The following is a 25,419-nucleotide window of genomic DNA, read 5'->3' on the forward strand; positions in this document are numbered from 1 at the left end:
TCACTTGCCCCACGGCGGACCAGTGTACGGGTACCGGGGCCACTTTCCCAACCGGTCTGCCCCCGCGCGTGGCGGATTCCCTCAGCGGGGCGTGCGGATCACCGCCCTGGCCTGCGAGAGGACCTTCTCGCCCCGGCACGTCGCGGTGATGTCGAGCCTGGTCAGGCCCTCCCCCGGGGTGTCCTTCACCTTGGCCGACACCTCGATCTCGGTGCCGGCGTCGTCGTCGGGGACCAGCACCGGGCGGGTGAACCGGACCCCGTAGTCGACCACCGCGTCGGGCGCGCCGGCCCACTCGGTCACCGCGCGGCCGACCAGGGCCATCGTGAACATCCCGTGCGCGATCACCCCGGGCAGGCCGACGCCCGTGGCGACCCGGTCGCTCCAGTGGATCGGGTTGAAGTCGCCCGAGGCGCCCGCGTAGCGGACCAGGTCGGCCCGGGTGATCCGGAAGGTCTTGGTGGGCAGTTCCATGTCAGGCCTCCCCGCGTACGACGAGCTTGGACCAGACGGCGACCACCGGCTCGCCGGCGGCGGTGGTGACGTCGGTGCGGGTGGTCAGGAAGTCGTGCCCACCCCGGCTGCTGATGTCCTCGATGGTGTTGGTGCAGACCAGCTCGTCGCCGGCGACCACCGGGCGGGTGTACGCGAACCGCTGGTCGCCGTGGACCACCCGGCTGTAGTCGATGCCGATCGCCGGGTCGTCGATGATCTGCCGGCTGGAGGCCATCGTCAGCGCCACCGGGAAGGTCGGCGGGGCGACCACGTCGGGATGGCCGAGCGCCCGCGCGGCCTCCGGGTCGTGGTGGGCCGGGTCGGTGGCGCCGATCGCCGTGGCGAACTCGCGGATCTTCTCTCGGCCCACCTGGTAGGGGGCGGTCGGCGGATAGCTCCGGCCGACGAAGGACTGGTCCAGGGACATGCCCGAGAACCTACACGGAAAGCACGAAGGCCGACCCGGGGCGGACGGGCGGCGATGAGCCACGCGTCCGTTTCCGGATCGGCGATCGGGTGGTGCCTGCCGGCTCGCGCCGGCGTGGATCAGCGGGTCTCGCGGTGAGCGGTGTGCCGACCGTCCCGGGGGCAGAACTTCTTCAGCTCGATGCGGTCCGGGTCGTTACGGCGGTTCTTGCGCGTGATGTAGTTGCGCTCCTTGCACTCCACACACGCCAAAGTGATCTTCGGCCGGACATCGGTAGCCTTCGCCACGGCGGAGTGCCTTCCTCGCTAACGGTCACCAACAACAGCGTCCCAGCGTACGTGCCAGAACGCGGACATGCAAAGTGGGCGCCCACGGCGCCCAACCCATCGACCACCGAGGTAGACCCAGAGGACGAGAGTAGCGGTGGCCGGACTTGAACCGGCGACACAACGATTATGAGCCGTTTGCTCTACCAGCTGAGCTACACCGCTGAGGCGGGTCCAGTCGGACCCTTTGAGCCCCCTTACGGAATCGAACCGTAGACCTTCTCCTTACCATGGAGACGCTCTGCCGACTGAGCTAAGGGGGCCTGCGCGATCACCAGGTGGCCGCGCAGAGGTAAGAATACACAACCCCGCCCCCGAGGTGAAATCGGATCCCCCGCCCCCTGCGCCCCGCCGCGTCCGGGCAGTTCAGCGCGGCTGGCCCGTGACGGATCGGGGCGGTCAGCGCGGCTGGCCGGCCACGTCGGGGACGATGCGCAGCCGGCGGACGTCCTGGCCCGCCAGCGCCTCGGGCTCCACCTGCGCCCCGAACCACGCCTCCAGCCGCTCGTACGGCAGCGGCCGGCTGAACAGGAAGCCCTGGCCGATCTCGCAGCCGATGTCCTGGAGCAGCTCCAGGGTCAGCTCGCTCTCCACCCCCTCGGCCACCACCGCGAGGCCGAACTGCTGGGAGAGGGTCACCACCGCGTTGACGATGGCCAGGTCCCCCGGGTCGGTCGCCATCCCCTGGACGAACGACCGGTCGACCTTGACCTCGTGCACCGGCAGCCGGCGCAGGTACGCCAGCGACGTGGAGCCGGTGCCGAAGTCGTCCACCGAGAGCCGCACCCCCAGGTCGCGCAGCCGCCGCAGCGTCGGGATGGGGCGGTCGGTGCCGTCGAGCACCCCACCCTCGCGAATCTCGAAGGTGAGCTGCTGCGGGGGCACGTCGTACTCGGCCAGCAGCTCGCGGACCTGGTCGGGGAAGTGCCGGTCGGTGAGCGTACGGGCGGAGAGGTTGACCGCGACGGCGAGCGGCTGCTCGGCGTGCGTCCAGTCCCGGCTGCGCCGCAGCCCCTCCCGCAACACCAGCTCGGTGAGCCGGCCGAGCTGGCCGGTGTGCTCCGCGACCGCGACGAAGTCCTCCGGGGTGACCTCGCCGTGCGCGGGGTGCTCCCAGCGGGCCAGGCACTCCACCCCGACCAGCCGGCGCTCCTTGAGCGTGACCTTGGGCTGGAAGTAGACCTCCAGCGCGCCGTCGTCGAGGGCCTTGCGCAGGTCACCGGCGAGGCCGAGGCGGCGCAGCGACCGCGACTCCAGGGCCGGGTTGAACAACTGGATGCTGCCGGGCATGGACTTCGCCGCCGTCGCGGCCAGGTCGACGCGTTGCAGCAGCGTCGCCGCGTCGCTGCCGTGGTCGGGGTGCACGGCCACCCCGACTGCGGTGTCCACGTCGATGGTGAACGCGTCGAAGACCATCTCGGCGCGGATCTCCTCGCGCAGCCGCGCGGCCAGCTCCAGCGCCGCCTCGGCGTTCTCCAGCCGCAGCGTCACCAGGAACTCGTCGCCGCCGGCCCGGCCGACCAGCGCCGAGGACGGCGAGCAGGCGCGCAGCCGGTCCGCCACCTCGACGAGGACCTGGTCGCCTGCGGCGTGGCCCAGCGACTCGTTGACCTGGCGCAGCCCGTCGACGTCGAAGAGCAGCACCGCGACCACCTCGCCGGGGGCGCGGATCTTCACGGCCTCGTCGAGCGCGGCGGTGATCCGCCGCCGGTTCGGCAGGGTGCTGAGCGCGTCGTGGTACGCGTCGTGCCGCAGCCGGTCGACCAGCCGGGAGTTCTCCAGGGCCACCGCCGCGTGCGCGGCCACCGTCTCGATCACCGGCACGTCCGCCGAGGTGAAGTGGCCGACGTCGCTGAGACGGTTGACCACCTCCAGGGTGCCGATCACGGCCTCCCCCGACCGCAGCGGCACGATGAGCGCGTCCTTGGCCCGGGCGGCCCGCAGCATCGCCAACTGGTCGCGCTCGCCGCCGAGCCGGGCGCCCAGCCCTACGGTCTGCCGCTGCTGCATCGCCCGCTCCCGGACCGCCGCCGGAATCTTGGAGAAGTCGAGCAGGCCCTGGCCGTCGACCCGGGCGGTCAGCAGCACCTCCGGGTGGCGGCCCTGGGCGGGCAGCCACAGGGTCGCGTACTCGGCCTGCATGAGGGCGCGGACCCGGCCCAGCAGCGCGTCCGGCAGGGTGCCGTCCTGGCCGCTGCGGGTCATCGCCTGGGTCAGCTCGTAGATGTCGGCGAGGGTGCGGTGCTGGCGCAGTATGTGCGCGTACGACCGGTAGACCACGGCCACCGTCAGCGCCAGCGCCCCGAGCAGCAGCAGCGACCAGTAGGTGGTCTTCAGCGCCACCAGGATGATCAGCCCGACGGTGACGTTGACCCCCGCCGCCAGCAGCGGGACGGTGGACGTGCGGAACACCTCCAGGCCGGCCTGCCAGCCCTGGATCAGCGTGATCACCCCGACCACGGCGGCGAGGGTGACCAGGGTGATGGTGCTGACGCCCGCGAAGAGGATGCCCCACGTGCCGGGCCCCACGCCCTGGATCGGAGGCAGCGCCAGCAGCACCAGGCCGGCCAGCGAGGTCGCCGCGGCGGACCGGGCGACGTTGAAGATGAACTTGGCCGGGCCGAGCCGCCGCCGCAACTGGGTGATCAGGGCGGCCAGCGTCGCGACCAGCACCACGGTCAGCGGCGGCAGGAAGTACAGCGCCAGGACCAGCGGGACCTCGGTGATCGTGGCGGAGAGCGTCTGCCGCCGGACGACGAAGCTCAGCACCGGCAGGTGGGCGGCGACCAGGGCGGTGAGCAGCAGCAGGCCCAGGCCCCACTCGCCGTACGGCTCCCGGGCGGCCAGCGCGATCAGCAGGCAGCAGATGACGGCCAGGAAGGCCAGCGGCCCGGTGATCAGCCAGGCCAGGTCAGTCCCGCCTCGCCGCACGGCAGTGGAACGGCTCGTCATCCTGCTCCCTTTTGGTCACCGAGAGTGAAATCCGCGCCGGTCCCGGTCGTTGCCGCCGCCGCCCAGGGGGCTGGGCAGCGGCGGGTGTCACACGAACCGCGAAGAACCTAGTTCCACTCGAACTCGAGGCTCGCCATGTCGCCTGCACCGGAGAGGCCGGCAACGGAGGCAAGACCGGCGGCGAGCACGAAGAGCATCAGGGTCATACCGAGCAGCCGACCCAGCTTTTGAGTGGGCATGTGTGGGGCTCCTGTCAGGAAATGGATAACACGGGGGGTGAAGATTCCATGATGGTGCCACACGGACTGGGGGCAACAAAGCCCTCGGGGCATGGCTCCGCCTGGACGGTGGCAAGTCCGACCGATCGGCAGGATGCCCTGCCTGGCGGGCTGATACCCCGAAGGAGGCGTGTTCTACGCCATGCCTTCATTTGGCGCACACTTGGACGTAGTGCACCAATGACAAAAACTCATTGAGTGCCCCTAATGCCGCAGGGCGCTTCGCTTCGGGACAGTCCAGCACAGTGGAGCGGAAATCGAAAGGGAACGTCCGGGCGGTAGGGGTCGGCCGACCGTACACCGTTCGAGGACGCGACCGCGCGTCGTCGGGGGACGGTGGCGTCGTCACGCGGCGGCTACAACTGGCGGCCACGGCTACGACCCGTGCGCCACCGACCGGGCGGCGGCCCGCTGGCGGGCCGATTCGTACAGCACGACAGTCGCGGCGGTCGCCGCGTTCAGGGAGCTGGCGGACCCGGACATGGGGATCCGGACGAGTTGGTCGCAGGCCTCGCGCCACCCGGAGCTGAGGCCGGTGGTCTCGTTGCCGATCAACGTCAGGGTGGGGCGGGTGAAGTCGTACTCGGCCGCGTCCAGGGTGCCGCGCTCGTCCGTTCCCACGATGGCCATGCCGATGCCCTCGGCGCGGACGTCAGCGACCCACGACAGCACGGCCTGGTGGGAGGGCACCCGGACCACGGGCAGGGCGAAGAGCGAGCCGGTGCTCGCCCGGACCGCCTTCGGGTCGTACACGTCGGCGGCGTGGCCGGTGACGATGACGCCGCTGGCGCCGAAGGCGTCCGCCGACCGGACGAGGGTCCCGATGTTGCCGGGGCTGGTGGGCCGATCGAACACGACGGTGAGCATGGTCGGGCCGACCGGGATGCGGCCCAGGTCGTCCTCCGGCAGCGCGACCACGGCCAGCAGCTCCGGCACCGTGTCCGCCTTGCCTCCCAGTTCGTGCATCAGTTCACCCGAGACGGCGAACTTCTCGGCCCGGACGGTGTCCAGGGCCTCGCGGGCCCAGCCGGAGAGCGCAGCGCCGGTGTCGTAGAGCAGCTCTCGGATCTGCCAGCCGTGTTCGACGGCCATGGTGATCGGGCGTACGCCCTGCACGAGGAACTCCCCGCGGCGCTGCCGCTTGCTCCGATTGTCGAGAAGAGCCTTCCACTGCTGGAACCGCGCGTTGCGGCCACTCACTCGCAGCACCACTGCCAACCCCGCCTCCGTCGCACGTAACCCGCCCATCCCCTGCCGGCCACACTTCACCGGCCGCCGGCTCCCCCGCGCTTTCCGACAACGCCTTCGGTCGGGCGCTCAGGAACGGACGGGGCTGGTCGCCCCGGCGCGGCGGTCGGTGCCGTCTCCGTCCGGGCCGAGGGCATTCTCTCCGAGACCCCGACGAATCGCGATCTCCACGGGTGAGTACGCGCCGTCGGCCCGCTCCAGTTCGTACGGCACGGCCGGCATCAGCGGCGGTTGGGCCATGAAGCGAGGCCGCGTTCCGTGGTGCGGCTGCGCCGCGTGCACCAGAAATGGGTGGCACAGGAAGACGTCGCCCGGACTGCCGGTGGCGAGGGCGAGCGGCCGGTGCTCGGACGCCGCCATCAGGTCCGGCGCGAGGGTCAGCCCGCTCGCTCCGTCCTCCCCGTACTTCTCCAGCACCTTCGGCACGTCGAGGTGTGAGCCGACCCGGATCCGGGTCGGGGCGTCCTCCTCGCCGACCTCGCTGAACAGGAACAGCATCAGCAGCGCCCGGTCCCGGGAGCGCACATTGGTGAAGTACCAGCTCTCGCCCTCCGGCAGATAGCTGCCCTCGATGTGCCAGCCCGCGTCGTCCGGCTCCTCCTCGTGCGGGAAGCGCAGCGGGAACGTGCCCAGCGAGTAGCGCGGCTCCCAGCGGCCCGCGCCGACGAGCAGGTCGTACGCGTGATGGAGGAACGGGGAGTTGGGAGCGGCGGCGAACGGCCCCTGCGCCAGGCCGGGCACCCGGTGCACGGGCCGCGTCCACGTCGCTGGATCGTCCGGGTCGCAGCCCGTCTCCCGCCACAGCAGCCGGGCGCAGTCCGCCGCCACGCGCGGCGCGACGGCGCCCTCCAGCTTCACGAAGCCGTCGCGAAGAAAGCGGGAGACCAGGGTCGTGTCATCCATGCCCCCCATCGTGCGGCGGCGCAGGGCTCGACCGCCCGACATTTTCCGCGCCGCTTCTGTCGGGTGCCGCCCGGTGAATCGTCGACCATCCCGGGTTCCGGCTCGTGGGCACGCAACGCCCACAGGCGCAGCCCCAGGGGAGCGCTCAGGGGCGGTCGATCGCATGCATCACCTGACGCGCGCCGAACTCCTCGAACGCGTCGACCCGCGCCATGCCGAGGGCTTCCAGGAGGCGGACCGACCGGGTGTTCGCCTCCTGGGTGACGGCGACCAGCCGGGTCGCGTCCGGGAAACGGTCGAAGGCCAACCCGATGACCGCCGCGCACGCCTCCCGGGCGTACCCCCTCCCCCACTGCTCAGCCAGGAAGACGTACGACAGCTCAAGGTCGCCCGTGCGGTACCGGCCCAGGTGGCACCTGCCGACGACCTCTCCGGAGCGCGTCGTGACTATCAGCCCGCCCGACTGGTCGGCCTCCCGCCGCTGGGCCACCTCGTCGTCGGAGACCGGGCCGCCGAGGTACCGCCGCAGCACCGGGTCACGCCACATCCGCTCGATGACGGGCAGGTCGGACGGGCGGACCACCCGCAGCACGAGCCGATCCGTCACCAGCAGTGGGGTATCTGCGTCGCTCGTCATCGCCTCATTCTGCACGGGCATGGCCCTCGTCCACGGGGGCGTCGATGAATGCGGTGGTGCCGGTCGCTTCCCCGTCGGTACTGTCCGGGCGCATCAGCAACCCGAGCGGCGAGGTCGACATGGGCAGCGGGGACGGAACGACGGTGCTGTGGCGCCCGACCGGGCCGACGGAGCTGGACGAGTTCAACGCCCACCTCGTCGGGCTGATCGAGGTCGTGCACGAGTTCCTGCCGACGTTCGGGTCTGAGCAGCAGTGACTCTCAGGATGATGACCGGTGAAGAGGCTCTTGCCGCCCTCCAGGAGGCCGCCGCCCTCTGGAGCGTCGGTTCCGTCCCCGCGACTGACGTAATCAGCGCCGCGTGTGACTGCCTCGTCGCAGGCGTGGACAGCCCGAGTCTCCGCATCCTGGCCGGCATTTCGCCTGCCTCCGGTGGCGAGAGCGACGATCTGCGACGCTGGCTCCGCGACGCGCTGGTGGAGCTTTCGCTGGCCTACTACCAGGAGGGAAGCGGGGAGGGCGAAGAGGCCGCGGTCCGCGTCATGGCGCGACGGCTCCTGGCCGGAACGATCACCCCGCCGGACCTGACGAGTTGGGCATACCGGTACGTCACCGCCAAGGGGAGCCCGATCGCTCACGAGTTGGTGCGCCTCGATGGCTCCTACGAGCTCGCCCAGTTCACCGACGCCGAGGTGACGGTCTTGGACGCCGAGGTGATTGCGGAAGCCCGACGGCTGGCCGAAAGCGACCCCCGACCGGTCGGAGAGGCTGCTTCCTGACCGGCGCTACCGAGCCTGGTCACCCTGCATTCGCGCGCCGGGGTCTGCGCGGTTGTGGGTGGGGCGCCGGGAAGGGCTGCGTCTGGACGATCAACCCCGCTGGTTGTACGTAGATGGCGCGTTGGGTGACCGCGTCGCCGTATTCGTCGAGCTGGTAGCCCTCCAGCCAGGCCCAGCGTTGGTAGGTGATCAGGTCTTTGCGGACGCGGATGAGGCGGAAGAAGATCGGCTTGACGAATTGTGGGCTGGCGGCCTTGGTGACGTGGAGGACCATGCCGGCCTGAAGGTTGATCATGGGAGCCAGCCGAGAAAGCGGCGGTGGAGGGTGCCGGCGGGGGCCCAGCTGATGTCCTGGCTGGCGGCGACGTAGTACGAGCTGAGGTAGAGGGCCAGGGCTGCCGGGGTGGTGGCGTACTCGTGGAGGAGTTGTTGGCGGCGGGTGGGGCAGGACCAGGGGGCGGAGCAGGCGGCGCAGAGCCAGAGGGGTGCGACGGGGCCGTGGGCGGTCACCGGTCCTCCTCGCCCGGCCAGTTGCCTCCGCTGATGAGGATTCGGTGTGGGGGTTGGCAGCGTTTCAGCACGTCTCCCCCGCCCGCCCAGGCGGCCTGACGGGTGCCCGCATCGCCTGTCGCGCGTACGTCAGCTCCTCGATGAGCCGGTCCACCTGGGCCGCCGAGAGCAGCACGGCTTGGGTTGCGCCGTAGCGGGTCGCGTCGAGCTTGACGGCCAGGTCCCGGCGGGCGAACCGGTCGACGAGCAGTTGCACGCTGATCCAGCCGGTCCGCTCCCGCCCGATGGTGGCCAGGAGCCCACGGTGCATCGGGTCGCTCGGCCCGCAGCCCCGGCACCACACCGGGCAGACGGCCGCCGCTCGGCTCCCCATGGCGGGCGCGTCCTCACTCATCATCGGTCCCCTGCGCGCCGGCCGCCTGCGCCAACAAGCCGCGAAGCTGCTCGACCAGCTCGGCGACCTGCGGCAACGACAACTCCGCCCAGGCATTCCCGCCCCGACACGCGGCGTGAATCCCGATCATCGGACCCAGACGATCAGCACTGATGAGGTACGTGAGGACGAGTCCGTTTGCTCGCTTGTCCCCGACGCGAAGCAACGGGCCACGATGACGGCGAGCCATGTGGGCCAGCACCGGCGGCACCAGGTAGCCGCAGCGATCCGGGGCACACCAGTCCGGGTGGCTCGCGACCTCTGCCGGCCTGCTCGTTCGCCTCACAACGGCCACCTCCCATCGCTGCCCAGGTCGACCTGAGCCAACATCGTCAGCGCCGAGTGCGAGCCCGGGTAGTTGGGCTTCGGGCAGACCGGGAGCATGAAAGCCGGTTGCCTCGCGAACTGCACCAAAGCTGGTCGGCTGATCAGCAGCGTTCCGCCCGGCGTCGGGGCCCGAAGGTGAGCCGTAGCCCGTGTGTCAGGAGACACGATCTTCCTCCCTACGGTGGCCCTGCCCCGCCGGTTCGAAGGGAGCCGGCGGGAGAGGGGTACCGCCGTGCCGGGGCGAACTCGGGTCCTCCACGACCAGCACGGCGAGCTAGTCCGTACCGTACCCCAACCGGTACATGGTGGTCCATGGTCTACCAAGACTGACCAGTGCGGTTTGTAGCCGCCTACCGTCGAGATGTGATCGACCCCGAAGGGCCCGTGCCGGTTTATCAGCAGTTGGCGGCGATCCTGCGCGAGCAGATCGGGCGCGGGGAGCTGCTGCCCAACCGACCGATCCCGAGCGTGGCCCGGCTCCAGCAGGAGTACGGCCTGGCGCGGGGCACCATCCTGCACACCGTTCGGGTGCTGGTCGAGGAAGGCTTGGTCTACGTGGTGCCCGGAAAGGGCACCTTCGTCAAAGCCCGCTGAGCAGCGGCGAACGTCAAAAGGTGATCGACTTCGACCCGGAGCGGGCGATCTGGCGACAGGTCGCCGACGACATCCGCCGCAAAATCGCGGCAGGTGTGTACGCGCCCGGGGCGAGGCTCCCCAGCGAGACGGACTTGTCCCAGGGGTACGGCGTCAGCCGAACCACCGTCCGGACCGTAATCGCTGCCTTGAAGAGCGACGGTGTGGTGGTTGTCGAGCAGCGACCTGGACATCCCCGCGCCACCTACGTTCGGGCCGTCGACCAGGTCGAGGACGTCACCATCGGACCAGGCGACACGGTCGCATTTACCGGCGTAGGCACGGCAGTGATTACCAGAGCCACTGGCGACGTGGAGACCTACGGGGCCCACGAAATCAGGATCGTCGGGCGGTAGCAGCGTCTTCTGAGGATTGCCACGCGGCAGTCGCGAGTGTGATGAGGCGCGGCTACACCTGGTGCGGGGTGGCTGTCTTCGCGGCCGCTGGCTGGTCGAACTCGTCGCGGTTGCGGACGATGTCGCCCTGGTGGTCACGGACCCAGTGCACGAGTCCGTCCACGGCCTCGCTCAGTGAGCGGCCGAGCGGAGTCAGGGCATATTCAACCCTCGGAGGTACTTCCGCGTACGCGGTCCTGGTTACCAACCCGTCCCGGGTGAGGGCACGCATCGTCTGGCTGAGCATCCGCTGAGAGATGCCGTCGACCTGCTCGTGCAGCGCGGTAAAGCGCAGCGGGCCGGACGCCAGGACCGTGATGGTCAGCAGCGTCCATTTGTCGCCCACCCGCGCCAGGATGTCGCGGACGAGTTCGATCGTCTGGACGCAGTCCGGCGCGACCCCGCGCTGCGCGAGCTCGGTACCACGGAAGCTCGTCATGGCTTTGTTCCTCAGGCGTCAGTAGCTGACTTCAAAGTGCGTATCGAAGAGCCGGACTAAAACCGGCGGGCGCACGTTTCTTACTGATCGTAACTGACGTGCGGCCACCCCTTCGTGGCCGTGACAGTGGGAGGACGGCATGGTCCGGCACGACACCTTCACGATCTCGCGGCACCTCGACGTGCTGCCCGGCGAGGTCTTCACCGCGTTCGCCGACACCGCGATCAGGCGGCGGTGGTTCCGGCTTCCCGGCAGCGAAGTTTCCTACGAGCACGACTTCCGGGTGGGCGGAGGCGAGACGGCGCGCAGCACTTACACCGGGCTGGACACCGCGCCCGAACGGCTGGAGTACCGGTCGCGATACATCGACATCACGGGCGCCCACCTGATCGTCTACGGCTACGAGGCCGTCGTCGACGGCGATCTGCGATGGACCTCGCTGGTCACCGTCCGGCTGGACGCCGAAACGGACGGAACCCGACTGGAATGGACCGAGCAGGTGACTTTTCGCAGGTACGAGGGCGACGGCAGCGTGGACCTGGCGCACCTGCGGGGCGCGAGCGTGCTGCGGCTGAACGGCCTCGAAGCGGCGCTGCAATCCGGACGTCGGCGTCAGCAGTCGAAGTGAAAGTGCGTGTCGGATCGAGAGATCGATTCGCGCAGCACCACATTTCCGACCATCACTAACCATCGGATCAGCAGGAACGGACCAGGCATGACGAACATCGGGATCATCCTCGGCAGTACCCGCCCCGGCCGGGTCGGTCACCAGGTGGCCGAGTGGGTAGCCGAGCAGGGCGGCCAGCACGACGGCATCGACGTCGAGGTGGTGGACATCCAGGACTATGGTCTGCCGGTCTTCGACGAGCCGCAGTCACCACTACTCGGCTCCTACGCCCATGCCCACACCAGGAAGTGGAGCAACAAGATCGCCGAGTTCGACGGATACGTCTTCGTCACCCCGGAGTACAACCGATCGATCCCTGCGGCGTTGAAGAACGCCATCGACTACCTCTACGCCGAGTGGAACAACAAGGCGGCAGGCTTCGTCTCCTACGGCAGCAACGTCGGCGGCGCCCGCGCGGTGGAACACCTGCGCCTCATCACGGCAGGTCTCCAACTGGCCGGCGTACGCACCCAGGTCAGCCTGTCACTCGCCACCGACTTCGCGGCGTTCACCACGTTCACCCCCGGCGACCGCCACAACACCACGCTCCGCCAACTCTTCACCGAGGTGACCGCCTGGGCCGACGCGCTCGCACCACTGCGCCGACCCTGACCACCACTCAGACCGCTCACGATGACAGGTCAGGCCACCGCCCAGGCGATGGCCTGACCCGTCGCGACAGCGTCCGCAAACGGATCCAGGTGCTTAATTGGGCGAGAGGTAAACGACGCCGTCCACACCACCCGTCGGTCGATGGACTGCGCCACCTCGGGAGCGGTCCACTGGACCTGGTCGACCGGGTTGGATCCGATCAGCTCCAGCCGCCCACCATCTGTCCAGGCCCACTGAAAGCCGCCGGGCTATCGCGCATCAATGATCCGAAGCACGTCTTTTGCAGCGAAGACGCGAGCGTAGCGCCGCCCTGTCCGCTCTTGGAGGATGCCTAGGCCCTCCAGCCGACGGATGGCAGTGTTTACCGCCGGATAAGAGACGCCGTACATCTGGGAGGCAGTCGTGGGCGTGATCATCGGGTAACCGATGAGATCGTCCACGATCCGGACAGCCACCCCCCGCACCTTCGCCTCTCGAAGTCGGTCAAGCGCATGCTCCTTCCAGTCAAGTAGCGCGTCGATGCGCTCCACTGCCAGGACAGCCTGCGCTCGTACAGCCTCCGAGAAGAACTTTATCCATTGATCGAACCTGCCCGTCATGCTGATCTGAAGGAGGTGATCCTGGTACTCCCGCCTTCGCACCTCAAGCCAGGGCGAGAGATCCAGAACAGGCACCCGCAACTCACCTTCCACCGCCAGCTGAAGCACGCAGACCAAGCGCCCAAGACGCCCGTTCCCGTCGTTGAACGGGTGCAGCGTCTCAAACTGGTAGTGACCCAACGCCATCTTTGCGATCAGCGGAAGGTCATCCTTGGCGTTGATCCAGTTCTCCCACGCCTCAAAACCCGCCCTCAACTGGTCCCCTGGTGGTGGAGGCACGAAGCGAGCTTCCGTGACTCGGCCTGCGCTGAGCCCGATGAAGACCTGGATACTCCTCACATCTCCCGCGTCAGCCGTGTCAGCACGGGTCCCCTTCACGAGAACCTTGTGGAGCTGCCGGAGCATGCCAATGGTGATCGGTCGTTCTCTGATCCACTCATACGCCATCTCAGCAGCACGCACGTAGTTGACGACCTCGGCGACTGACGCAGAGACCTCACCCGCCTCTAGGAAGTCAGCCTCCAGCACGTCATCCAAGGCAGCGTACGTACCCTCAAGAGCTGAGGTGCTGACAGCCTCCCGCCGGATCGCCGGTCTTGCCAAGAGCATGGGGTTGGGAAGCCGGATCGCCGCCTGGTCAAGCCGCGCGACCGCAGCCGTGGCCGCAGTCAGATTCCGGAACGTCTCCTGCGCAAGGTCGACCCGGCCTGGCAAGGGGTTCGGCAGGAACGCCTTGTGCTCGTAGGGCTCGTCATACCGAGCGTCATGGCCGCTGATGGGCACAAGGACCCCAACAGGGGACGAAGCGAACGCTTGAAGATCCACGGATTGCAAGCCATTCTCTGAAAACTTTAATTTCAGCCTTGTAATTTAAAGTCTAGCGCCAACGCCGAAGGTGGATCTAAAGCATCTGGCCTTAAACTTACAATTGGAACCCAGGTTTGTAACTACGGAGCGTTAGACTGAGCTAGGCGGAGCCAGGATCCGGTCGGCCTGCTCAAGGTCGGGGCGTCAACGGTCACGTCCTCGGGAACCTTCAGAGGCAAGATCGATCTGCCCACCAGCTGCCCACAACCAGTCGTCGACGGCTGGGCTCAGCCGGACTCCGCTAGATCAACGAAAACGGCCCCCGATCAGCATCTCTGCTGGTCAGGGGCCGCTTCTGCGCCTGGTGGCGGGTAGAGGATTCGAACCTCTGAAGCTTTCGCGACGGATTTACAGTCCGCTCCCATTGGCCGCTCGGGCAACCCGCCAGGGCATCGCCACCGCGCGTGCGCGGCAGCGGAGCCAAGGATAGCGGTTGCTCCCCAGTAGGGCGCAACCGGGTACGGTCAGAGAGTCGTGCCGCTGGTCAGCGGACGACGTACGTGCACTGACCGCCGGACAGCAGGAGCATGAGCATGGCAGCGAACCCGTCGTTCGACATCGTGAGCAAGGTCGACCGGCAGGAGGTCGACAACGCCCTCCGCCAGACGACGAAGGAGCTCGACACGCGGTTCGACTTCCGGGGCACCGGGGCGGAGATCTCCTGGTCGGGCGAGGAGGCGATCAGCCTCCAGGCGGAGACGGAGGAGCGGGTCCGGGCCGCCCTGGACGTCTTCAAGGAGAAGCTGATCAAGCGGAACATCTCGCTGAAGTCGCTGGACGCCGGCGACCCTCGCCCGTCCGGCAAGATCTTCAAGATCGACGCCAAGGTGATCCAGGGCATCGAGTCGGAGAAGGCCAAGCAGATCAGCAAGAAGATCCGCGACGAGGGCCCGAAGGGCGTGCAGGCCCAGATCCAGGGTGACCAGCTCCGCGTCACCGGCAAGAAGAAGGACGACCTCCAGGCCATCATCGCCCTGCTCAAGGGCGAGGACTTCGGGGTCGCCCTCCAGTTCACCAACTACCGGTGAACCGGGGGACGTGGCGCTGGTCGGGGAGCTAGCCACGATCGGTGAAGTGCGCAGACCTGGTCGCCGCTGGTCGTCGTTCGTCATGCTTGTCTGACGTCCGACGGCCTGGCGACGGCCTGGCCCATCGCCTGCCCCAGAGAACCTGCCCCAGAGAAGAGGCACAAGGCGTGCCCCGCCGGCCGGGGTGAGCCTTCACCTTCTGCCGTCGGCCGATTTCGTTGTTACAACCGAGCTGAATCGTGTCGGGTGGCACCATGCCGCCCGACACGATGACATCCCGTTTCCCGCGTTCCTCGCCGTACTGGCCAGTGGTCAGCCACCCCCTGCTGCGACGGGTCTTGCCCGGACTGGCGGTGTCCGCTCTTGGCGATGGCATGTCGCTGGTCGCCGTGACCTGGCTGGCACTACAACTCGCACCCCCGGGCCAGCGCGGCACCTGGACCGCGATCGCGGTAGCGGCATACACCCTGCCCAGCGCCGCAGGAACCATGATCTTCGGCCGGCATCTAGCTGGTCGAAGCGGCGCCCAGCTCGCCACCTGGGACGCCACCCTGCGGGCCACCGCACTCGCGGCGATCCCCGCCGCCCACCTCATCGGGGCCCTCAGCATCGGCCTCTACGTGGCCCTACTCGCCGCCTCCTCGCTGCTGCGCTCCTGGGGGTCTGCCGGGCGCTTTACCTTGATCGCAGAGCTTCTGCCCCAACGACACCACCTGCCGGCCAACGCGGTGCTCGGCATCATCGGCGGAGCTGCCACCATCATCGGTCCCCCGCTGGCGGGCATCCTCACCAGTTGGGCCGGCCCTGTGTGGGTTATCGCGATCGACGCAGCGACCTTCGCCGCCCTGGCGCTCACCTACCGTCTCGCCGTCCCCGCCGTGAAGAAAACAGACCCGACCGAGATTGCTGCATCACGCACGAGCGGCTTCCGGATCATTCGCCACAACCGATCTCTGCTCGGCCTACTTGCGCTGACCTTTGGCTTCTTCTTACTCTTCGGCCCGTTCTACGTGGCCATGCCCATCATCGTCACCGAAGACCTACATGCCTCCGCAACAACCCTCGGGCTGTACTACACGGCGTTCGGTGCCGGCTCCCTCCTCGGCGGCCTCGCCACCGGCTACCTACACCGCAGGCCGCTCTGGCCCATCACCATCGGCATCGTCGTCGGATTCGGCGTCGTCATGCTGCCCCTCGGCCTGGACACGCCCATCGGCCTGTCGCTGCCGGCGTTCGCCCTCGCCGGCCTCATCTGGGCTCCGTACACGTCCACATCAATGGCACTGTTCCAACGCACCACCACCGCGAACCTCCCCCAAGCCCTAGCCGCCAACAGCGCTGTCACCGTGCTGGCGGTGCCACTGGGCACCATGCTGGGCGGCCCTCTGACGACCGGCATCGGTGCCCGCCCGACACTCCTGCTGTGCGCCGCAGCGACCATCACCCTCGGCGTGGTCGCCGCCGGGCTGACTCTCCTGTCTCGCAAACCGCCCGCGACCGACGACGCGCCCTCAGCGAGCCGTGCGAAAGAGCGGCTGCCCGATCCTGACGTTCCCACCGACTCGGGAGCCGTCAGACGTTGAAGCGGAACCTACCGCGAGAAGATCAACACCAGCACCACGGTCACGATCGCGCTGATGGCCAGGGATCCGAGGCAGCCCACCCGGTTCGAGAAGAAGACGAACATGACGGCTCACGTACCCGCCGTCGGGCCCGTCAATCCGCCCAGGCCGCGCGGCGCGGGCGAACCACCTCAGGCGGCGAGGGTCTGCTCCACTCGTACCGCCGCGGTTTCCGCGCGGGCGATGGGCCCGGCGGGGAGCGCGGCGACCGCGGCCCCGACGGCGACCGCGCCGCCGGCGAAGAGGAACGCCAGGGGTACGCCGCCGGCCCCGTCGACGATCAGCCCGGCGACCGACCCGCCCACGGCGGTGGCGGCCACCGACATGGTCGAGACCCAGGTGTACGCCTCGTTCATCATGCCGACGGGGGTGATCCGGCCGACCAGGGTGTTCTCCAGGGTCAGCGCGGGCGCGATGGTGGCCCCGCCGACGATCAGGGCGACGCCCAGCGCCACCGGGCCGGGCATCACCGCGAAGACGGCGAAGGTCCCCGCGAGGGCGGCCAGCAGACCGGCGAACTGGCGGGTCATGTTCGCGGCCGGCTTGCGTACGCCGAACCAGATCCCGCCGGCCGCGCTGCCGATCCCCCAGACCGCGAGCAGCACGCCGGCCAGGCTGTCCGGGTCGCCGGTGGACTGGTTGTCGGCGAAGGCCGGCACGATGACCCCGGCGGCGCCGAAGGCGATGCCGAGGCTGAAGACGCAGACCAGCAGGGCCGGGAAGCCGCCGAGGCGCAGCGGGCCGAGCCCCTTGGCGTGGTGCTCCTGCGCGTGGGGTCGCCAGCCGCGCATGACCCGGCCGAGCGCCACGGTGGCGGTGCCGACGAGGGTGACCACGGCCGCGCCGGCCAGGGCGGCGGTCGCGTCGGCCAGCAGGACGAACGCGGCGACCAGCAGGGGGCCGAGCACGAAGACGAGTTCGAAGAGCGTGGTCTCCGCGGCCAGGGCGGTGTTACGCAGGTGGTACCGGCCGGAGGCGGGGCTGGTGAGTTCGTTCCAGGCGCCCCGGATCGAGGCGGTCAGCGGCGGGTACGTGGCACCGGCGATGCCGGCGGCGATGTAGATCACGGTCAGGTCGGCGGTGTCGGCGCGGCTGGCCAGCAGCAGGCCGGCCAGCGCCAGCGGGTGCGCGACGGCGGTGGTCAGCAGCACCGGGGTGGGGCCGACCCGGTCGGCGACCCGGCCGGCGATCGGGCTGAGCGCCGCGCCGGCGAGGGCGTAGATGCCGCCGGCGACGGCGGCGAGGGCGTACCGGCCGGTCAGCTCTTCCACGACGAGCAGCAACGCCAGTGGCGTCATGCCGAACCCGAGTCGGCCGAGGATGCCGAAGACGAGCAGCATCGGGGCTCCGGGGATCCGCCAGACGCCCAGGTACTGGCGCAGTGCGGTCACGGGGGACCTCCAGGGATGTAATGAGTGGACAACCCTGCGACCCTAACGCCGGCCCCGCCGGGAGTGCAGCGGATATGGCGGGCGTCTCCCCTGCGTACGGGGCACATGGCACACCGCCCGCGCCCCGGTGGACCGGGCGCGGGCGGTGTCGTGTGGTGTCGGAACCGTGGAGATCGGGTCAGCGCTGGAACTGCACCGGGCCGGAGTTGGCGGCCAGCTGCTCCAGCCGGGCGACCCGCTCCTCCATCTTCGGGTGGGTGGAGAAGAGCGCGGCGATGCCGCCGCCCCGCTTGAACGGGTTGTCGATCATCAGGTGGGCGGTGCTGGTGAGCTGCCCCTGGGCGGGCAGCGGTCGCGTCTGGGTGCCCATGTGGATCTTCTTCAGGGCGCTGGCCAGGGCCAGCGGGTCCCCGGTGAGCTTGGCGCCGGAGGCGTCGGCCTGGAACTCCCGGCTGCGGCTGATCGCGAGCTGGATGATGCTGGCCGCGATCGGGCCGAGGATCAGGGTGAGCAGCAGCACGGCCGGGTTCGGGCGGTCCTCGTCGTCGGAGCCCATCGGGATGAACCAGGCGATGTTGGCCAGCATGGTGATGATGCCGGCCAGGCCGGCCGCCACGCTGGAGATGAGGATGTCCCGGTTGTAGACGTGCGACAGCTCGTGCCCGATCACCCCGCGCAGCTCGCGGTAGTCGAGGATCTCGGTGATGCCCTGGGTGACGCAGACCGCCGCGTTGGCCGGGTTACGACCCGTCGCGAACGCGTTGGGCTGCGAGGTGGGGCTGAGGTAGAGGCGGGGCATCGGCTGCCGCGCCTCGGTGGCCAGCTCACGCACCATCCGGTACAGCTCGGGGAACTGTGCCTCGCTGACCGGTTGCGCCCGCATCGAGCGCAGGGCGAGCTTGTCGGAGTAGAAGTAGCTCACGCCGTTCATCAGCAGCGAGACGACGACGGCGATGACCAGACCGCCGCTCCCGCCGAACCAGTAGCCGACCGCGAGGATCAGCGAGGTCAGCAGGCCCAGCAGCGCTGCGGTCTTGAGACGGTTGTGATGCACGATCGCTCCTTCGGTGCGCGGATCACACGGGTTCCGCTGACCGGTTCAACAACCCGGTACCCGCCAACCATCCAACTAATGACTGTGAGTTACCTGGACGCGGCTGGGTAACCGCTGAACGCCAGGTCAGGGGAAACCTGCCCTACACACGCAGAGTCAGCGGGCGGCGAGGTCCAGCACGAGTTGCGGGGCGAAGCCGACGACCACCGCGACGACCGTGGCGACGGCGAGGACGGCGACGACCACCCCGGCCGGGCGCGCGGCCTGGGTCGCGGCCGGCCGCGCGGCCTGGGTCGCGGCGGACCCGGGGGCCGGGGCCGCGTCGAGGGCGGGGGTGCTCTGCGCGGGCGGGGCGTAGAGCAGGGCCGCGACCCGCAGGTAGTAGGCCAGGCCGAGCACCGCGTTGACCGCCACGACCAGGGCCAGCCAGCCCGCGCCCCCGTCGAGCAGGGACCGGACCACGGTCACCTTCGCGAAGAGGCCGGCCAGCCCCGGCGGCAGGCCGGCCAGCCCGATCAGGGCCAGCGCGAACGCCGCCGCCACCCAGGGCCGCCGCCGGGCCGCGCCGCGCAGGTCGTCCAGGGTGCCGCCGTCGGCGTCGGCCGGCCGCAGCGCCACCACCGCCGCGAACGCGGCCAGCTCCAACACCACGAAGAAGACGGCGTACGCCACGGCGGCGGCGTACGCGGCGGCGCGGGCGTCGTCGGTGCGCCCGGCGGTGAGCGCCAGCGCGCCCAGCGGGGCGAGGATGTAGCCGGCCTGGGCCACCGAGGACCAGGCGAGCAGCCGGACCGTGCGGCGTTGGCGCAGCGCCACCAGGTTCCCCACGGTCATGGTGAGCACGGCGAGCCCGGCGAGCACCGGGCCGGTCAGCGACGCCGGCAGGGCCCGCTGGACCACCGCCAGCAGGGCCACCACCCCGCCCAGCTTCGAGGCCGTCGACAGGTACGCGGCCACCGGCAGCGGAGCGCCGTCGTAGGTGGCCGGGGCCCAGGCGTGGAACGGCACGGCGGCGACCTTGAACGCCAGCCCGAGCAGCAGCAGCGCCACGGCCGCCGAGGTCAGCGGCACGTCGAGCAGGTCGGGGCGCTCGGCGAGCAGCGCGCCGACCCGGTCGAGGTGCACCGCGCCGGTGACCGCGTAGAGCAGGGCCGCGCCGAGCAGGGTGACGGTGGTGGCGACCACGCTGACCACGAAGAAGGTGAGCGCCGCCTCCGCGCTGGCCAGGCTGCCCCGGCGCAGCCCGACGAGCACGTACAGCGGCAGGGTCAGCGTCTCCAGCGCCACGATCAGGGTGATCAGGTCGCCGGCCGCGCCGAGCACCACCCCGCCGGTCATCGAGCAGGCCAGCAGGAAGCAGTACTCCCCCACCGGGGTCGGCCCGCCGCGCAGCAGCGGCCCCGACAGCGCCAGCACCCCGAGGGTGAGCAGGGCGGCCAGCGCGCCGACCAGGGCGGCCCGGCCGCCGAAGACGTACGAGCAGTCCGCGCCGACGCAGAAGGTGCGGCGGGCGTCGCCCGCGCCGACGACGGCGGCGGCGAGCGCGGTGGCGACCGCCCCGGCGGCGGCCACGGTCAGCGTCGCGGCGGGCCGCGCCACCAGCAGGTCGACCAGCAGCACCAGGATCGCGGTGCCGGCCGCCAGGTACGCCGGGAGCAGCGCCACGTGGTCGACAAGCTGCACGGCGCTCATCGGACGGCCTCCAGCAGGGCGGTCACCGGGTCGGCTGCGGCGCCGAGGACGAGGGTGGGGGCGAGGCCGACGGCGAGGGCGAGGAGCACCAGCGGCGCCCAGGCGGTCAGCTCGGCGGCGGCCAGCCCCGGGGTCGACGCGCCGGTTGCCGGGCTGAGCGCCGGGCCGGGCCGGCCGTGGCTGACCCGGCGCAGCAACCGCAGCAGGTACGCGGCGGTCAGCGCCCCGCCGATCGCGCCCAGCACCGCGAGGGTGGCCCAGAACGCCCCGCCCCGCTCGATCGCGGCGACCACGGCGAACGCCTCGCCCCAGAACCCGGCCAGGCCGGGCAGGCCCAGCGAGGCGACGGCGGCGAAGCCGAGCAGCCCGGCCAGCCGGGGCGCGGTCTCCCGCAGCCCGCCCAGCTCGGCCAGCGCGCCGGTGCCCGCCCGGTCCTTGATCGCCCCGGCCAGGAAGAAGAGCAGGCCGGTGATCACCCCGTGGGCGATGTTGCCGATCAGCGCGGCCTGGATGCCGGTGGCGGTGAGCGTGGCCACCCCGAGCAGCACGAACCCCATGTGCCCGACGCTGGAGTACGCGATCAGCCGCTTCAGCTCCGTCTGCGCCAGGCAGACCAGCGAGCCGATCAGGATTGCCGCGACGGCGAGCACCCCGAGCGCCGGGGCGGCCCAGCGGGCCCCCTCGGGGGCCACCCCGACGGCGACCCGGATCAGCCCGTACGTGCCCATCTTCAGCAGCACCCCGGCGAGCACCACGCTGCCGACGGTGGGGGCCTGGGTGTGCGCGTCGGGCAGCCAGGAGTGCAGCGGCCAGAGCGGGCTCTTCACCGCGAACGCCAGCCCGAGCAGGGTGAACGCGGCGAGCTGGGTGCCCCGGGACAGCCCCGCCCCGCCGGTCAGCGCGACCAGGTCGGCGGTGCCGGCGGCGGCCACCACGACGTACACGCCGACGAGCAGCAGCACCGAGCCGAGCAGGGTGTAGAGGGCGAACTTGCGGGCCGCCCGCCGCCGGTCCGCGCCGCCCCAGCCGGCGATGATCGCGTACATCGGCAGGAGGACGACCTCGAAGAAGCAGAAGAACAGGACCAGGTCGAGGGCGAGGAAGGTGCCGAGGATGCCGACCTCGACCACCAGCAGCAGCGCCACCAGGGCCCGGCCGCTGCCGCCCCCGGCGGGCACCCGCCACACCGTGTACGCGCAGCAGAGCAGCGTCAGCAGCGCGGTCAGCACCACCAGGGGGTACGAGATGCCGTCGACGCCCAGGTGGAAACGCAGGTCGAGGCCCGGCACCCAGGCCACGTCGAGCTGGTGCCAGGGGCGCACGGCCGGCGGCGGCCCGTAGCCGGTCCAGAGCCGGTCGCCGATGACCAGCGCCACCGTGACCACCAGCGTCAGCCCCGCCGCCGCCGTGCCGAGCAGGCGGGCCGCCCGATCGCGGGGGACGACGGCGACACCGGCCGCCCCGAGCGCCGGCACGACCAGCGCCGCGACGAGCAGCACCTCTCCGAGCATCATGCGGTCCCTCCGACCGTCATACCGTGCCTCCGATCAGCACGGCGGCCAGCCCGAGCAGCAGCGCGCCGGCCAGCACCCCGACGACGGCGCGGGGCAGCGCCGCCCGGTGCAGCCCGGCCAGCGCCCCGCCGAGCCGGCGGGCCCCCCGCCCGGTGCCCTCCACCGCCCCGTCGACGACCACCTCGTCGCCGGCGCGGGCGAGGCGAGCCAGGGCGACCACCGGCCGTACGACGAGGGCGTGCTGGACGGCGTCGAGCCGGAAGCCGGCGGCGAAGACCGGCCGCAGTGGGCCCAACGATCGCGCCGGGTCGGCCGCCCGGTCGCGCCGCCAGCCGGCCCAGGCCAGCCCCGCGCCGGCCGCCAGCAGGGCCAGCGGCAGCAGCAGGGCCGGGCCGAGGTGGGCCAGGTCGTCACCGAAGCCGGTCAGCTCCGCCTCGCTCGCCGGGGCGAAGAGCCGGTCGGTGAACGGCGGCAGGAACGCGGCCAGCCCGAGCAGCGCCGCCGGCACCGCCAGCAGCAGCACCGGCCAGCGCATCAGCGGCGGCGGGTCGTGCGGGCGGGCCGGCGCCGGGTGTGCGTCGTGCGGCTGGGTCAGCGCCGTGCGGGGTGCGCCGAGGAACGCGCGCAGCAGCAGCCGGGTGGCGTACCAGGCGGTCACCGCGACGCCGAGCAGGCCGGCCAGCCAGACCAGCCAGCCCACCCAGGTCGGGGCGGGGCCGGCGGAGTCCAGCGCGGCGGCCTCGGCGGCGGCGAGCACGCCCTCCTTGCTCCAGAAGCCGGAGAGCGGGGGGACGCCGGCCAGCGCGCCGAGGCCCAGCGCGGTGCACCAGAAGGTCACCGGCATGGTGGCGCGCAGCCCGCCCATCCTCGACATCAGGGCGGTGCCGACGGCGTGGATCACCGCACCGGCGGCGAGGAAGAGCAGCGCCTTGAACGCGGCGTGGCTGAGCAGGTGGAACAGCGCGGCGGTGGGCGAGCCGACGGCGAGCGCGCCGGTCATGTAGCCCAGTTGGGAGACCGTCGACCAGGCCAGCACCCGCTTGAGGTCGTCCTGGGCGGTGGCGGCGAACGCGCCGAGCAGCAGGGTCACCGCGGCCATCACCCCGAGCACGGCCAGCGCCGCCGGGGCCCGCGCGAAGAGCGGGTAGAGGCGGGTCACCGCGTACACGCCGGCGGCCACCATCGTCGCGGCGTGGATCAGCGCGGAGATCGGCGTCGGGCCGGCCATCGCGTCGGGCAGCCAGGTGTGCAGCGGGAACTGGGCGCTCTTGCCGGCCACCCCGGCGAGCAGCAGCAGGCAGGCGGCGGTCAGCGTGCCGGTGGCGTGGTCGTGGGCGAGCACGTCGGCGATGCGGAAGCTGCCCGCCGAGACGCCGAGCAGGGCGATACCGAGCAGGAAGCCGACGTCGCCGACCCGGGTGACCAGGAACGCCTTCATCGCGGCGGCCGGCGCCTCGGGCAGCCGGCGGTCGTGGGCGATGAGCAGGTAGGAGCAGAGGCCCATCACCTCCCAGCCGACCAGCAGCATGATCAGGTCCCCGGCGACCACCACCAGCAGCATCGCGGCGGTGAAGAGGCTGATCTGCGCCGCGTACGGGGGGTAGCGGTGGTCGGGCTCGTCGTCGTGCGGGCCCCGCCCCAGGTACCCGACGGAGTAGACCTGCACCGCCAGGGCCACCGCCGCGACGGCCACCGCGACCAGGGCGGCGGCCCCGTCGAGCCGGACCCCGAGGGTCACCCGCAGCCCGCCCAGGTCGATCCAGCCGGTCGAGGTCTCCACGGGCGGCCCGACCCGCAGCAGCAGCACGACCGCGATCAGCAGCGCACCGGCCGCCCCGGCCACGCCGAGGCCGATCGCCGCCCGCCGCGCCCCGCTCTGCGCGGCCGGGCCGCGCGTGGCCGGCGGCAGCAGCAACCCGACCAGACCCGCCACCAGGGGTACGGCGGGCAGCAGCGCGCCGAGCAGGCCGGTCACGCGGTCACCTCGCCGGTCGTGGCGGCCCGCCCCGCGCCGGCGGAGGGCTCGGTCGGGCGCTCGGTCGGCGGCGCGTCCTCGCCGGCCGGGCGCTCGGTCAGCGGCACCTCGTCGACGGCGACGTCGGCCCGCAGCCGGTAGAGCTGGAGCACGATCGCCAGCCCCACGCCGATCTCGGCGGCGGCGAGGACGATCACGAAGAGGGCGAAGACCTGCCCGGCGTGCGGCAACTGCGCCCGGACCGTGGTGTCGGCGGTGACCAGGATGAGGTTGACCGCGTTGAGCATCAGCTCCACCGCCATCAGCACCAGCACGGCGTTGCGGCGGCGCAGCACGCCGTACGCGCCGAGGCCGAAGAGCAGGGCGGCGGTGACGTACGGGATGACCGGCCTCACCGGCGTCCCCCCGAAGCCGGCCGGCCCGCCCCCGGCCGGTCGGCCGGCGGGCGGCCGATGTCGGGGCGGGAGAGGACGATCGCGCCGACCAGGGCGGCCAGCAGCAGCACCGAGAGCAGCTCGAACGGCAGCACCCACGCGCCGAAGACCTGCTCGCCGAGGCGCTCGGCGGTGCCCGGCTCGGGCAGCTCCACCCGCCGCCAGCGGAACGCGTCGACCAGCAGCGCGGCCAGCCCGAGGCCGCTGCCGCCGCCGATCAGGGCGGCCGGCCAGCCGGGCCGGTCCAGGTCGTCGGAGGCACCGATCGGGGCGCGGGTCAGCATCACCGCGAAGAGCAGCAGCACCACCACGGCGCCGACGTAGATCAGCACCTGCACCCAGGCCACCAGCTCGGCGGTGAGCACCAGGTAGACGCCCGCCAGGGCGCCCAGGCAGACCACCAGGTAGAGGCCGGCCCGGACCAGGTGCCGGGTCGTCACCACCAGCGCGCCCGCGCCGACCGCTACCGCGCCGAGGGCCAGCAGCAGCGCGTCCGCACCGGTCACCGGGGGGCCCCCGGGTCGGTGGGAGTCGCACCCGGATCGGGGGCCGGTGGCGCGGGAGGCGGGGCAGGGGCGGGGGCGGGCTCGGGGCGTACCCGGGCGGGGGTGGGGCGGGCGGCCGGGCCGGCGGGGGCAGCGGCCTTGCGCGCGGCGGTGGCCTCCTCCTTCGCCGGCTCGCCGTGCCGGTCGTGCGCGGGCGGCGGCGGCACGGTGCCCATCCACTCGCCCAGGTGATCCTTGTCGTGCAGCAGGTCCTTGATGTCGTACTCGGCGTACTCGAACTCCGGCGACCAGTAGAGGGCGTCGAAGGGGCAGACCTCGATGCAGATGCCGCAGTACATGCAGAGGGAGAAGTCGATGTCGAACTTGTCGAGCACGTTGCGCTGGCGGGGGCGGGCGGCGCCGGGCACCGCCACCTCCTCCTTGTGGGAGTCGATGTAGATGCACCAGTCCGGGCACTCGCGGGCGCAGAGCATGCAGACCGTGCAGTTCTCCTCCAGCAACGCGATCACGCCACGGGAACGGGGTGGCAGCTCGGGGGCCACGTCCGGGTACTGCTGGGTGGTCGAGCGACGGGTCATCGTCTTCAGGGTGACCGCCAGGCCCTTCGCCAGCCCCTCGCCGGGCACCCCGCTGCGCTCGCTCATGCCGACCATCCTGCCCTGTGACCCCGGCGCGCG

30 protein-coding genes and 3 tRNA genes are annotated in these 25,419 nt (G+C 71.1%); 8 read left to right on the forward strand and 25 right to left on the reverse strand.

The window, feature by feature from the left end:
• Positions 1-81: 81 nt before the first annotated feature.
• The 10 genes from ACLQ2V_RS01955 to ACLQ2V_RS02000 all read right to left on the reverse strand — a co-directional run bounded on the left by ACLQ2V_RS01955 (position 82) and on the right by ACLQ2V_RS02000 (position 7,266).
• Positions 82-474 (reverse strand): MaoC family dehydratase, encoded by a 393-nt coding sequence (locus tag ACLQ2V_RS01955; protein ID WP_425716574.1) that lies wholly within the window; start codon positions 472-474, stop codon positions 82-84.
• A gap of 1 nt (position 475) precedes the next feature.
• The gene (locus ACLQ2V_RS01960) at positions 476-922 is read right to left on the reverse strand and encodes an FAS1-like dehydratase domain-containing protein (protein ID WP_425716575.1); all 447 of its coding nucleotides are present in this window, start codon (positions 920-922) and stop codon (positions 476-478) included.
• Between the two features lie 119 nt (positions 923-1,041).
• Positions 1,042-1,209, reverse strand: coding sequence for a 50S ribosomal protein L33 (gene rpmG, locus ACLQ2V_RS01965; RefSeq protein WP_092378713.1), 168 nt, complete (start codon positions 1,207-1,209; stop codon positions 1,042-1,044).
• A 131-nt stretch (positions 1,210-1,340) separates the two neighbouring features.
• Positions 1,341-1,413 (reverse strand) — tRNA-Met (locus ACLQ2V_RS01970).
• 25 nt (positions 1,414-1,438) lie between these two features.
• Positions 1,439-1,511 (reverse strand) — tRNA-Thr (locus tag ACLQ2V_RS01975).
• A 136-nt stretch (positions 1,512-1,647) separates the two neighbouring features.
• Entirely contained in the window at positions 1,648-4,200 is a 2,553-nt protein-coding gene (locus ACLQ2V_RS01980; protein ID WP_425716576.1) for a putative bifunctional diguanylate cyclase/phosphodiesterase, read from the reverse strand.
• A gap of 107 nt (positions 4,201-4,307) precedes the next feature.
• On the reverse strand, positions 4,308-4,439 hold the full coding sequence (locus tag ACLQ2V_RS01985; protein ID WP_425716577.1) for a hypothetical protein: 132 nt from the start codon (positions 4,437-4,439) through the stop codon (positions 4,308-4,310).
• A 414-nt stretch (positions 4,440-4,853) separates the two neighbouring features.
• Positions 4,854-5,696 carry an RNA methyltransferase gene (locus ACLQ2V_RS01990; protein ID WP_425716578.1) on the reverse strand — a complete coding sequence of 281 codons (843 nt, stop codon included), beginning with the start codon at positions 5,694-5,696 and terminating at the stop codon, positions 4,854-4,856.
• 99 nt (positions 5,697-5,795) lie between these two features.
• The gene (locus tag ACLQ2V_RS01995; RefSeq protein WP_425716579.1) at positions 5,796-6,629 is read right to left on the reverse strand and encodes a phytanoyl-CoA dioxygenase family protein; all 834 of its coding nucleotides are present in this window, start codon (positions 6,627-6,629) and stop codon (positions 5,796-5,798) included.
• A gap of 145 nt (positions 6,630-6,774) precedes the next feature.
• Complete coding sequence (locus tag ACLQ2V_RS02000) at positions 6,775-7,266, reverse strand: GNAT family N-acetyltransferase (protein ID WP_425716580.1); 492 nt, start codon at positions 7,264-7,266, stop codon at positions 6,775-6,777.
• A gap of 44 nt (positions 7,267-7,310) precedes the next feature.
• On the opposite strand from ACLQ2V_RS02000, the gene ACLQ2V_RS02005 reads away from it, so the two are divergent.
• Positions 7,311-7,523 (forward strand): hypothetical protein, encoded by a 213-nt coding sequence (locus ACLQ2V_RS02005; RefSeq protein WP_425716581.1) that lies wholly within the window; start codon positions 7,311-7,313, stop codon positions 7,521-7,523.
• Positions 7,524-7,534: 11 nt separating this feature from the next.
• Positions 7,535-8,044, forward strand: a complete 510-nt coding sequence (locus ACLQ2V_RS02010) for a hypothetical protein (RefSeq protein ID WP_425716582.1) — start codon at positions 7,535-7,537, stop codon at positions 8,042-8,044.
• Between the two features lie 19 nt (positions 8,045-8,063).
• On the opposite strand, the gene ACLQ2V_RS02015 is transcribed toward ACLQ2V_RS02010, so the two are convergent.
• The 4 genes from ACLQ2V_RS02015 to ACLQ2V_RS02030 all read right to left on the reverse strand — a co-directional run bounded on the left by ACLQ2V_RS02015 (position 8,064) and on the right by ACLQ2V_RS02030 (position 9,078).
• On the reverse strand, positions 8,064-8,339 hold the full coding sequence (locus ACLQ2V_RS02015) for a hypothetical protein (RefSeq protein WP_425716583.1): 276 nt from the start codon (positions 8,337-8,339) through the stop codon (positions 8,064-8,066).
• Positions 8,336-8,554 (reverse strand): hypothetical protein, encoded by a 219-nt coding sequence (locus ACLQ2V_RS02020; RefSeq protein WP_425716584.1) that lies wholly within the window; start codon positions 8,552-8,554, stop codon positions 8,336-8,338. The genes ACLQ2V_RS02015 and ACLQ2V_RS02020 overlap by 4 nt, the downstream gene beginning before the upstream one ends.
• A 64-nt stretch (positions 8,555-8,618) precedes the next feature.
• Positions 8,619-8,864, reverse strand: a complete 246-nt coding sequence (locus ACLQ2V_RS02025) for a precorrin-4 C11-methyltransferase (RefSeq protein WP_425716585.1) — start codon at positions 8,862-8,864, stop codon at positions 8,619-8,621.
• A 76-nt stretch (positions 8,865-8,940) separates the two neighbouring features.
• Positions 8,941-9,078, reverse strand: coding sequence for a hypothetical protein (locus ACLQ2V_RS02030; protein WP_425716586.1), 138 nt, complete (start codon positions 9,076-9,078; stop codon positions 8,941-8,943).
• Positions 9,079-9,677: 599 nt separating this feature from the next.
• Here ACLQ2V_RS02030 and ACLQ2V_RS02035 point away from each other — a divergent pair.
• Both ACLQ2V_RS02035 and ACLQ2V_RS02040 read left to right on the forward strand, forming a co-directional pair.
• Positions 9,678-9,908, forward strand: a complete 231-nt coding sequence (locus tag ACLQ2V_RS02035; protein WP_425716587.1) for a GntR family transcriptional regulator — start codon at positions 9,678-9,680, stop codon at positions 9,906-9,908.
• A gap of 20 nt (positions 9,909-9,928) precedes the next feature.
• A complete protein-coding gene (locus tag ACLQ2V_RS02040) occupies positions 9,929-10,303 on the forward strand; it encodes a winged helix-turn-helix domain-containing protein (protein WP_425716588.1) in 375 nt (124 codons plus the stop codon).
• Between the two features lie 52 nt (positions 10,304-10,355).
• On the opposite strand, the gene ACLQ2V_RS02045 is transcribed toward ACLQ2V_RS02040, so the two are convergent.
• On the reverse strand, positions 10,356-10,781 hold the full coding sequence (locus tag ACLQ2V_RS02045) for a winged helix-turn-helix transcriptional regulator (RefSeq protein WP_425716589.1): 426 nt from the start codon (positions 10,779-10,781) through the stop codon (positions 10,356-10,358).
• Positions 10,782-10,920: 139 nt separating this feature from the next.
• Between ACLQ2V_RS02045 and ACLQ2V_RS02050 the strand changes: the two genes are divergently transcribed.
• Positions 10,921-11,409 (forward strand): SRPBCC domain-containing protein, encoded by a 489-nt coding sequence (locus ACLQ2V_RS02050; protein ID WP_425716590.1) that lies wholly within the window; start codon positions 10,921-10,923, stop codon positions 11,407-11,409.
• 87 nt (positions 11,410-11,496) lie between these two features.
• The gene (locus tag ACLQ2V_RS02055; RefSeq protein WP_425716591.1) at positions 11,497-12,060 is read left to right on the forward strand and encodes an NADPH-dependent FMN reductase; all 564 of its coding nucleotides are present in this window, start codon (positions 11,497-11,499) and stop codon (positions 12,058-12,060) included.
• A 248-nt stretch (positions 12,061-12,308) separates the two neighbouring features.
• On the opposite strand, the gene ACLQ2V_RS02060 is transcribed toward ACLQ2V_RS02055, so the two are convergent.
• Positions 12,309-13,442, reverse strand: a complete 1,134-nt coding sequence (locus ACLQ2V_RS02060) for a Fic family protein (RefSeq protein WP_425716592.1) — start codon at positions 13,440-13,442, stop codon at positions 12,309-12,311.
• 386 nt (positions 13,443-13,828) lie between these two features.
• Positions 13,829-13,912, reverse strand: a tRNA-Tyr gene (locus ACLQ2V_RS02065).
• A gap of 147 nt (positions 13,913-14,059) precedes the next feature.
• Here ACLQ2V_RS02065 and ACLQ2V_RS02070 point away from each other — a divergent pair.
• Positions 14,060-14,554 carry a YajQ family cyclic di-GMP-binding protein gene (locus tag ACLQ2V_RS02070; RefSeq protein ID WP_425716593.1) on the forward strand — a complete coding sequence of 165 codons (495 nt, stop codon included), beginning with the start codon at positions 14,060-14,062 and terminating at the stop codon, positions 14,552-14,554.
• 254 nt (positions 14,555-14,808) lie between these two features.
• Positions 14,809-16,137 (forward strand): MFS transporter, encoded by a 1,329-nt coding sequence (locus tag ACLQ2V_RS02075; protein ID WP_425716594.1) that lies wholly within the window; start codon positions 14,809-14,811, stop codon positions 16,135-16,137.
• A gap of 170 nt (positions 16,138-16,307) precedes the next feature.
• Here ACLQ2V_RS02075 and ACLQ2V_RS02080 read toward each other — a convergent pair whose 3' ends face one another.
• The 8 genes from ACLQ2V_RS02080 to ACLQ2V_RS02115 all read right to left on the reverse strand — a co-directional run bounded on the left by ACLQ2V_RS02080 (position 16,308) and on the right by ACLQ2V_RS02115 (position 25,395).
• Entirely contained in the window at positions 16,308-17,567 is a 1,260-nt protein-coding gene (locus ACLQ2V_RS02080; protein ID WP_425716595.1) for an MFS transporter, read from the reverse strand.
• A 178-nt stretch (positions 17,568-17,745) separates the two neighbouring features.
• Positions 17,746-18,621: a zinc metalloprotease HtpX gene (htpX, locus tag ACLQ2V_RS02085; RefSeq protein WP_425716596.1), complete on the reverse strand. Its 876-nt coding sequence runs from the start codon at positions 18,619-18,621 to the stop codon at positions 17,746-17,748.
• A 156-nt stretch (positions 18,622-18,777) separates the two neighbouring features.
• A complete protein-coding gene (locus ACLQ2V_RS02090) occupies positions 18,778-20,313 on the reverse strand; it encodes an NADH-quinone oxidoreductase subunit N (RefSeq protein WP_425716597.1) in 1,536 nt (511 codons plus the stop codon).
• On the reverse strand, positions 20,310-21,827 hold the full coding sequence (locus ACLQ2V_RS02095) for a complex I subunit 4 family protein (RefSeq protein ID WP_425716598.1): 1,518 nt from the start codon (positions 21,825-21,827) through the stop codon (positions 20,310-20,312). Before ACLQ2V_RS02095 ends, ACLQ2V_RS02090 begins: the two co-directional genes overlap by 4 nt.
• A gap of 16 nt (positions 21,828-21,843) precedes the next feature.
• Positions 21,844-23,802, reverse strand: a complete 1,959-nt coding sequence (locus tag ACLQ2V_RS02100; RefSeq protein WP_425716599.1) for an NADH-quinone oxidoreductase subunit L — start codon at positions 23,800-23,802, stop codon at positions 21,844-21,846.
• Positions 23,799-24,197: an NADH-quinone oxidoreductase subunit NuoK gene (nuoK, locus tag ACLQ2V_RS02105; protein ID WP_425716600.1), complete on the reverse strand. Its 399-nt coding sequence runs from the start codon at positions 24,195-24,197 to the stop codon at positions 23,799-23,801. The genes ACLQ2V_RS02100 and nuoK overlap by 4 nt, the downstream gene beginning before the upstream one ends.
• Positions 24,194-24,742 (reverse strand): NADH-quinone oxidoreductase subunit J family protein, encoded by a 549-nt coding sequence (locus ACLQ2V_RS02110; RefSeq protein WP_425716601.1) that lies wholly within the window; start codon positions 24,740-24,742, stop codon positions 24,194-24,196. Before ACLQ2V_RS02110 ends, nuoK begins: the two co-directional genes overlap by 4 nt.
• Positions 24,739-25,395 carry a NuoI/complex I 23 kDa subunit family protein gene (locus ACLQ2V_RS02115; RefSeq protein ID WP_425716602.1) on the reverse strand — a complete coding sequence of 219 codons (657 nt, stop codon included), beginning with the start codon at positions 25,393-25,395 and terminating at the stop codon, positions 24,739-24,741. Before ACLQ2V_RS02115 ends, ACLQ2V_RS02110 begins: the two co-directional genes overlap by 4 nt.
• Positions 25,396-25,419 lie beyond the last annotated feature (24 nt).

This window comes from Micromonospora sp. DT233 (genome assembly GCF_049841815.1).
Classification (GTDB): Bacteria; Actinomycetota; Actinomycetes; order Mycobacteriales; family Micromonosporaceae; genus Micromonospora.

What these genes read in the sequence shown, in the direction of transcription:
- ACLQ2V_RS01955 (WP_425716574.1), bottom strand. Translation starts at nt 474, where the DNA reads ATGGAACTGCCCACCAAGACCTTCCGGATCACCCGGGCCGACCTGGTC.
- ACLQ2V_RS01960 (WP_425716575.1), bottom strand. Translation starts at nt 922, where the DNA reads ATGTCCCTGGACCAGTCCTTCGTCGGCCGGAGCTATCCGCCGACCGCC.
- ACLQ2V_RS01980 (WP_425716576.1), bottom strand. Translation starts at nt 4,200, where the DNA reads ATGACGAGCCGTTCCACTGCCGTGCGGCGAGGCGGGACTGACCTGGCC.
- ACLQ2V_RS01985 (WP_425716577.1), bottom strand. Translation starts at nt 4,439, where the DNA reads ATGCCCACTCAAAAGCTGGGTCGGCTGCTCGGTATGACCCTGATGCTC.
- ACLQ2V_RS01995 (WP_425716579.1), bottom strand. Translation starts at nt 6,629, where the DNA reads ATGGATGACACGACCCTGGTCTCCCGCTTTCTTCGCGACGGCTTCGTG.
- ACLQ2V_RS02000 (WP_425716580.1), bottom strand. Translation starts at nt 7,266, where the DNA reads ATGACGAGCGACGCAGATACCCCACTGCTGGTGACGGATCGGCTCGTG.
- ACLQ2V_RS02005 (WP_425716581.1), top strand. Translation starts at nt 7,311, where the DNA reads ATGAATGCGGTGGTGCCGGTCGCTTCCCCGTCGGTACTGTCCGGGCGC.
- ACLQ2V_RS02010 (WP_425716582.1), top strand. Translation starts at nt 7,535, where the DNA reads ATGACCGGTGAAGAGGCTCTTGCCGCCCTCCAGGAGGCCGCCGCCCTC.
- ACLQ2V_RS02015 (WP_425716583.1), bottom strand. Translation starts at nt 8,339, where the DNA reads ATGATCAACCTTCAGGCCGGCATGGTCCTCCACGTCACCAAGGCCGCC.
- ACLQ2V_RS02025 (WP_425716585.1), bottom strand. Translation starts at nt 8,864, where the DNA reads ATGCACCGTGGGCTCCTGGCCACCATCGGGCGGGAGCGGACCGGCTGG.
- ACLQ2V_RS02030 (WP_425716586.1), bottom strand. Translation starts at nt 9,078, where the DNA reads ATGATCGGGATTCACGCCGCGTGTCGGGGCGGGAATGCCTGGGCGGAG.
- ACLQ2V_RS02045 (WP_425716589.1), bottom strand. Translation starts at nt 10,781, where the DNA reads ATGACGAGCTTCCGTGGTACCGAGCTCGCGCAGCGCGGGGTCGCGCCG.
- ACLQ2V_RS02050 (WP_425716590.1), top strand. Translation starts at nt 10,921, where the DNA reads ATGGTCCGGCACGACACCTTCACGATCTCGCGGCACCTCGACGTGCTG.
- ACLQ2V_RS02055 (WP_425716591.1), top strand. Translation starts at nt 11,497, where the DNA reads ATGACGAACATCGGGATCATCCTCGGCAGTACCCGCCCCGGCCGGGTC.
- ACLQ2V_RS02070 (WP_425716593.1), top strand. Translation starts at nt 14,060, where the DNA reads ATGGCAGCGAACCCGTCGTTCGACATCGTGAGCAAGGTCGACCGGCAG.
- ACLQ2V_RS02075 (WP_425716594.1), top strand. Translation starts at nt 14,809, where the DNA reads ATGCCGCCCGACACGATGACATCCCGTTTCCCGCGTTCCTCGCCGTAC.
- ACLQ2V_RS02090 (WP_425716597.1), bottom strand. Translation starts at nt 20,313, where the DNA reads ATGAGCGCCGTGCAGCTTGTCGACCACGTGGCGCTGCTCCCGGCGTAC.
- ACLQ2V_RS02095 (WP_425716598.1), bottom strand. Translation starts at nt 21,827, where the DNA reads ATGATGCTCGGAGAGGTGCTGCTCGTCGCGGCGCTGGTCGTGCCGGCG.
- ACLQ2V_RS02115 (WP_425716602.1), bottom strand. Translation starts at nt 25,395, where the DNA reads ATGGTCGGCATGAGCGAGCGCAGCGGGGTGCCCGGCGAGGGGCTGGCG.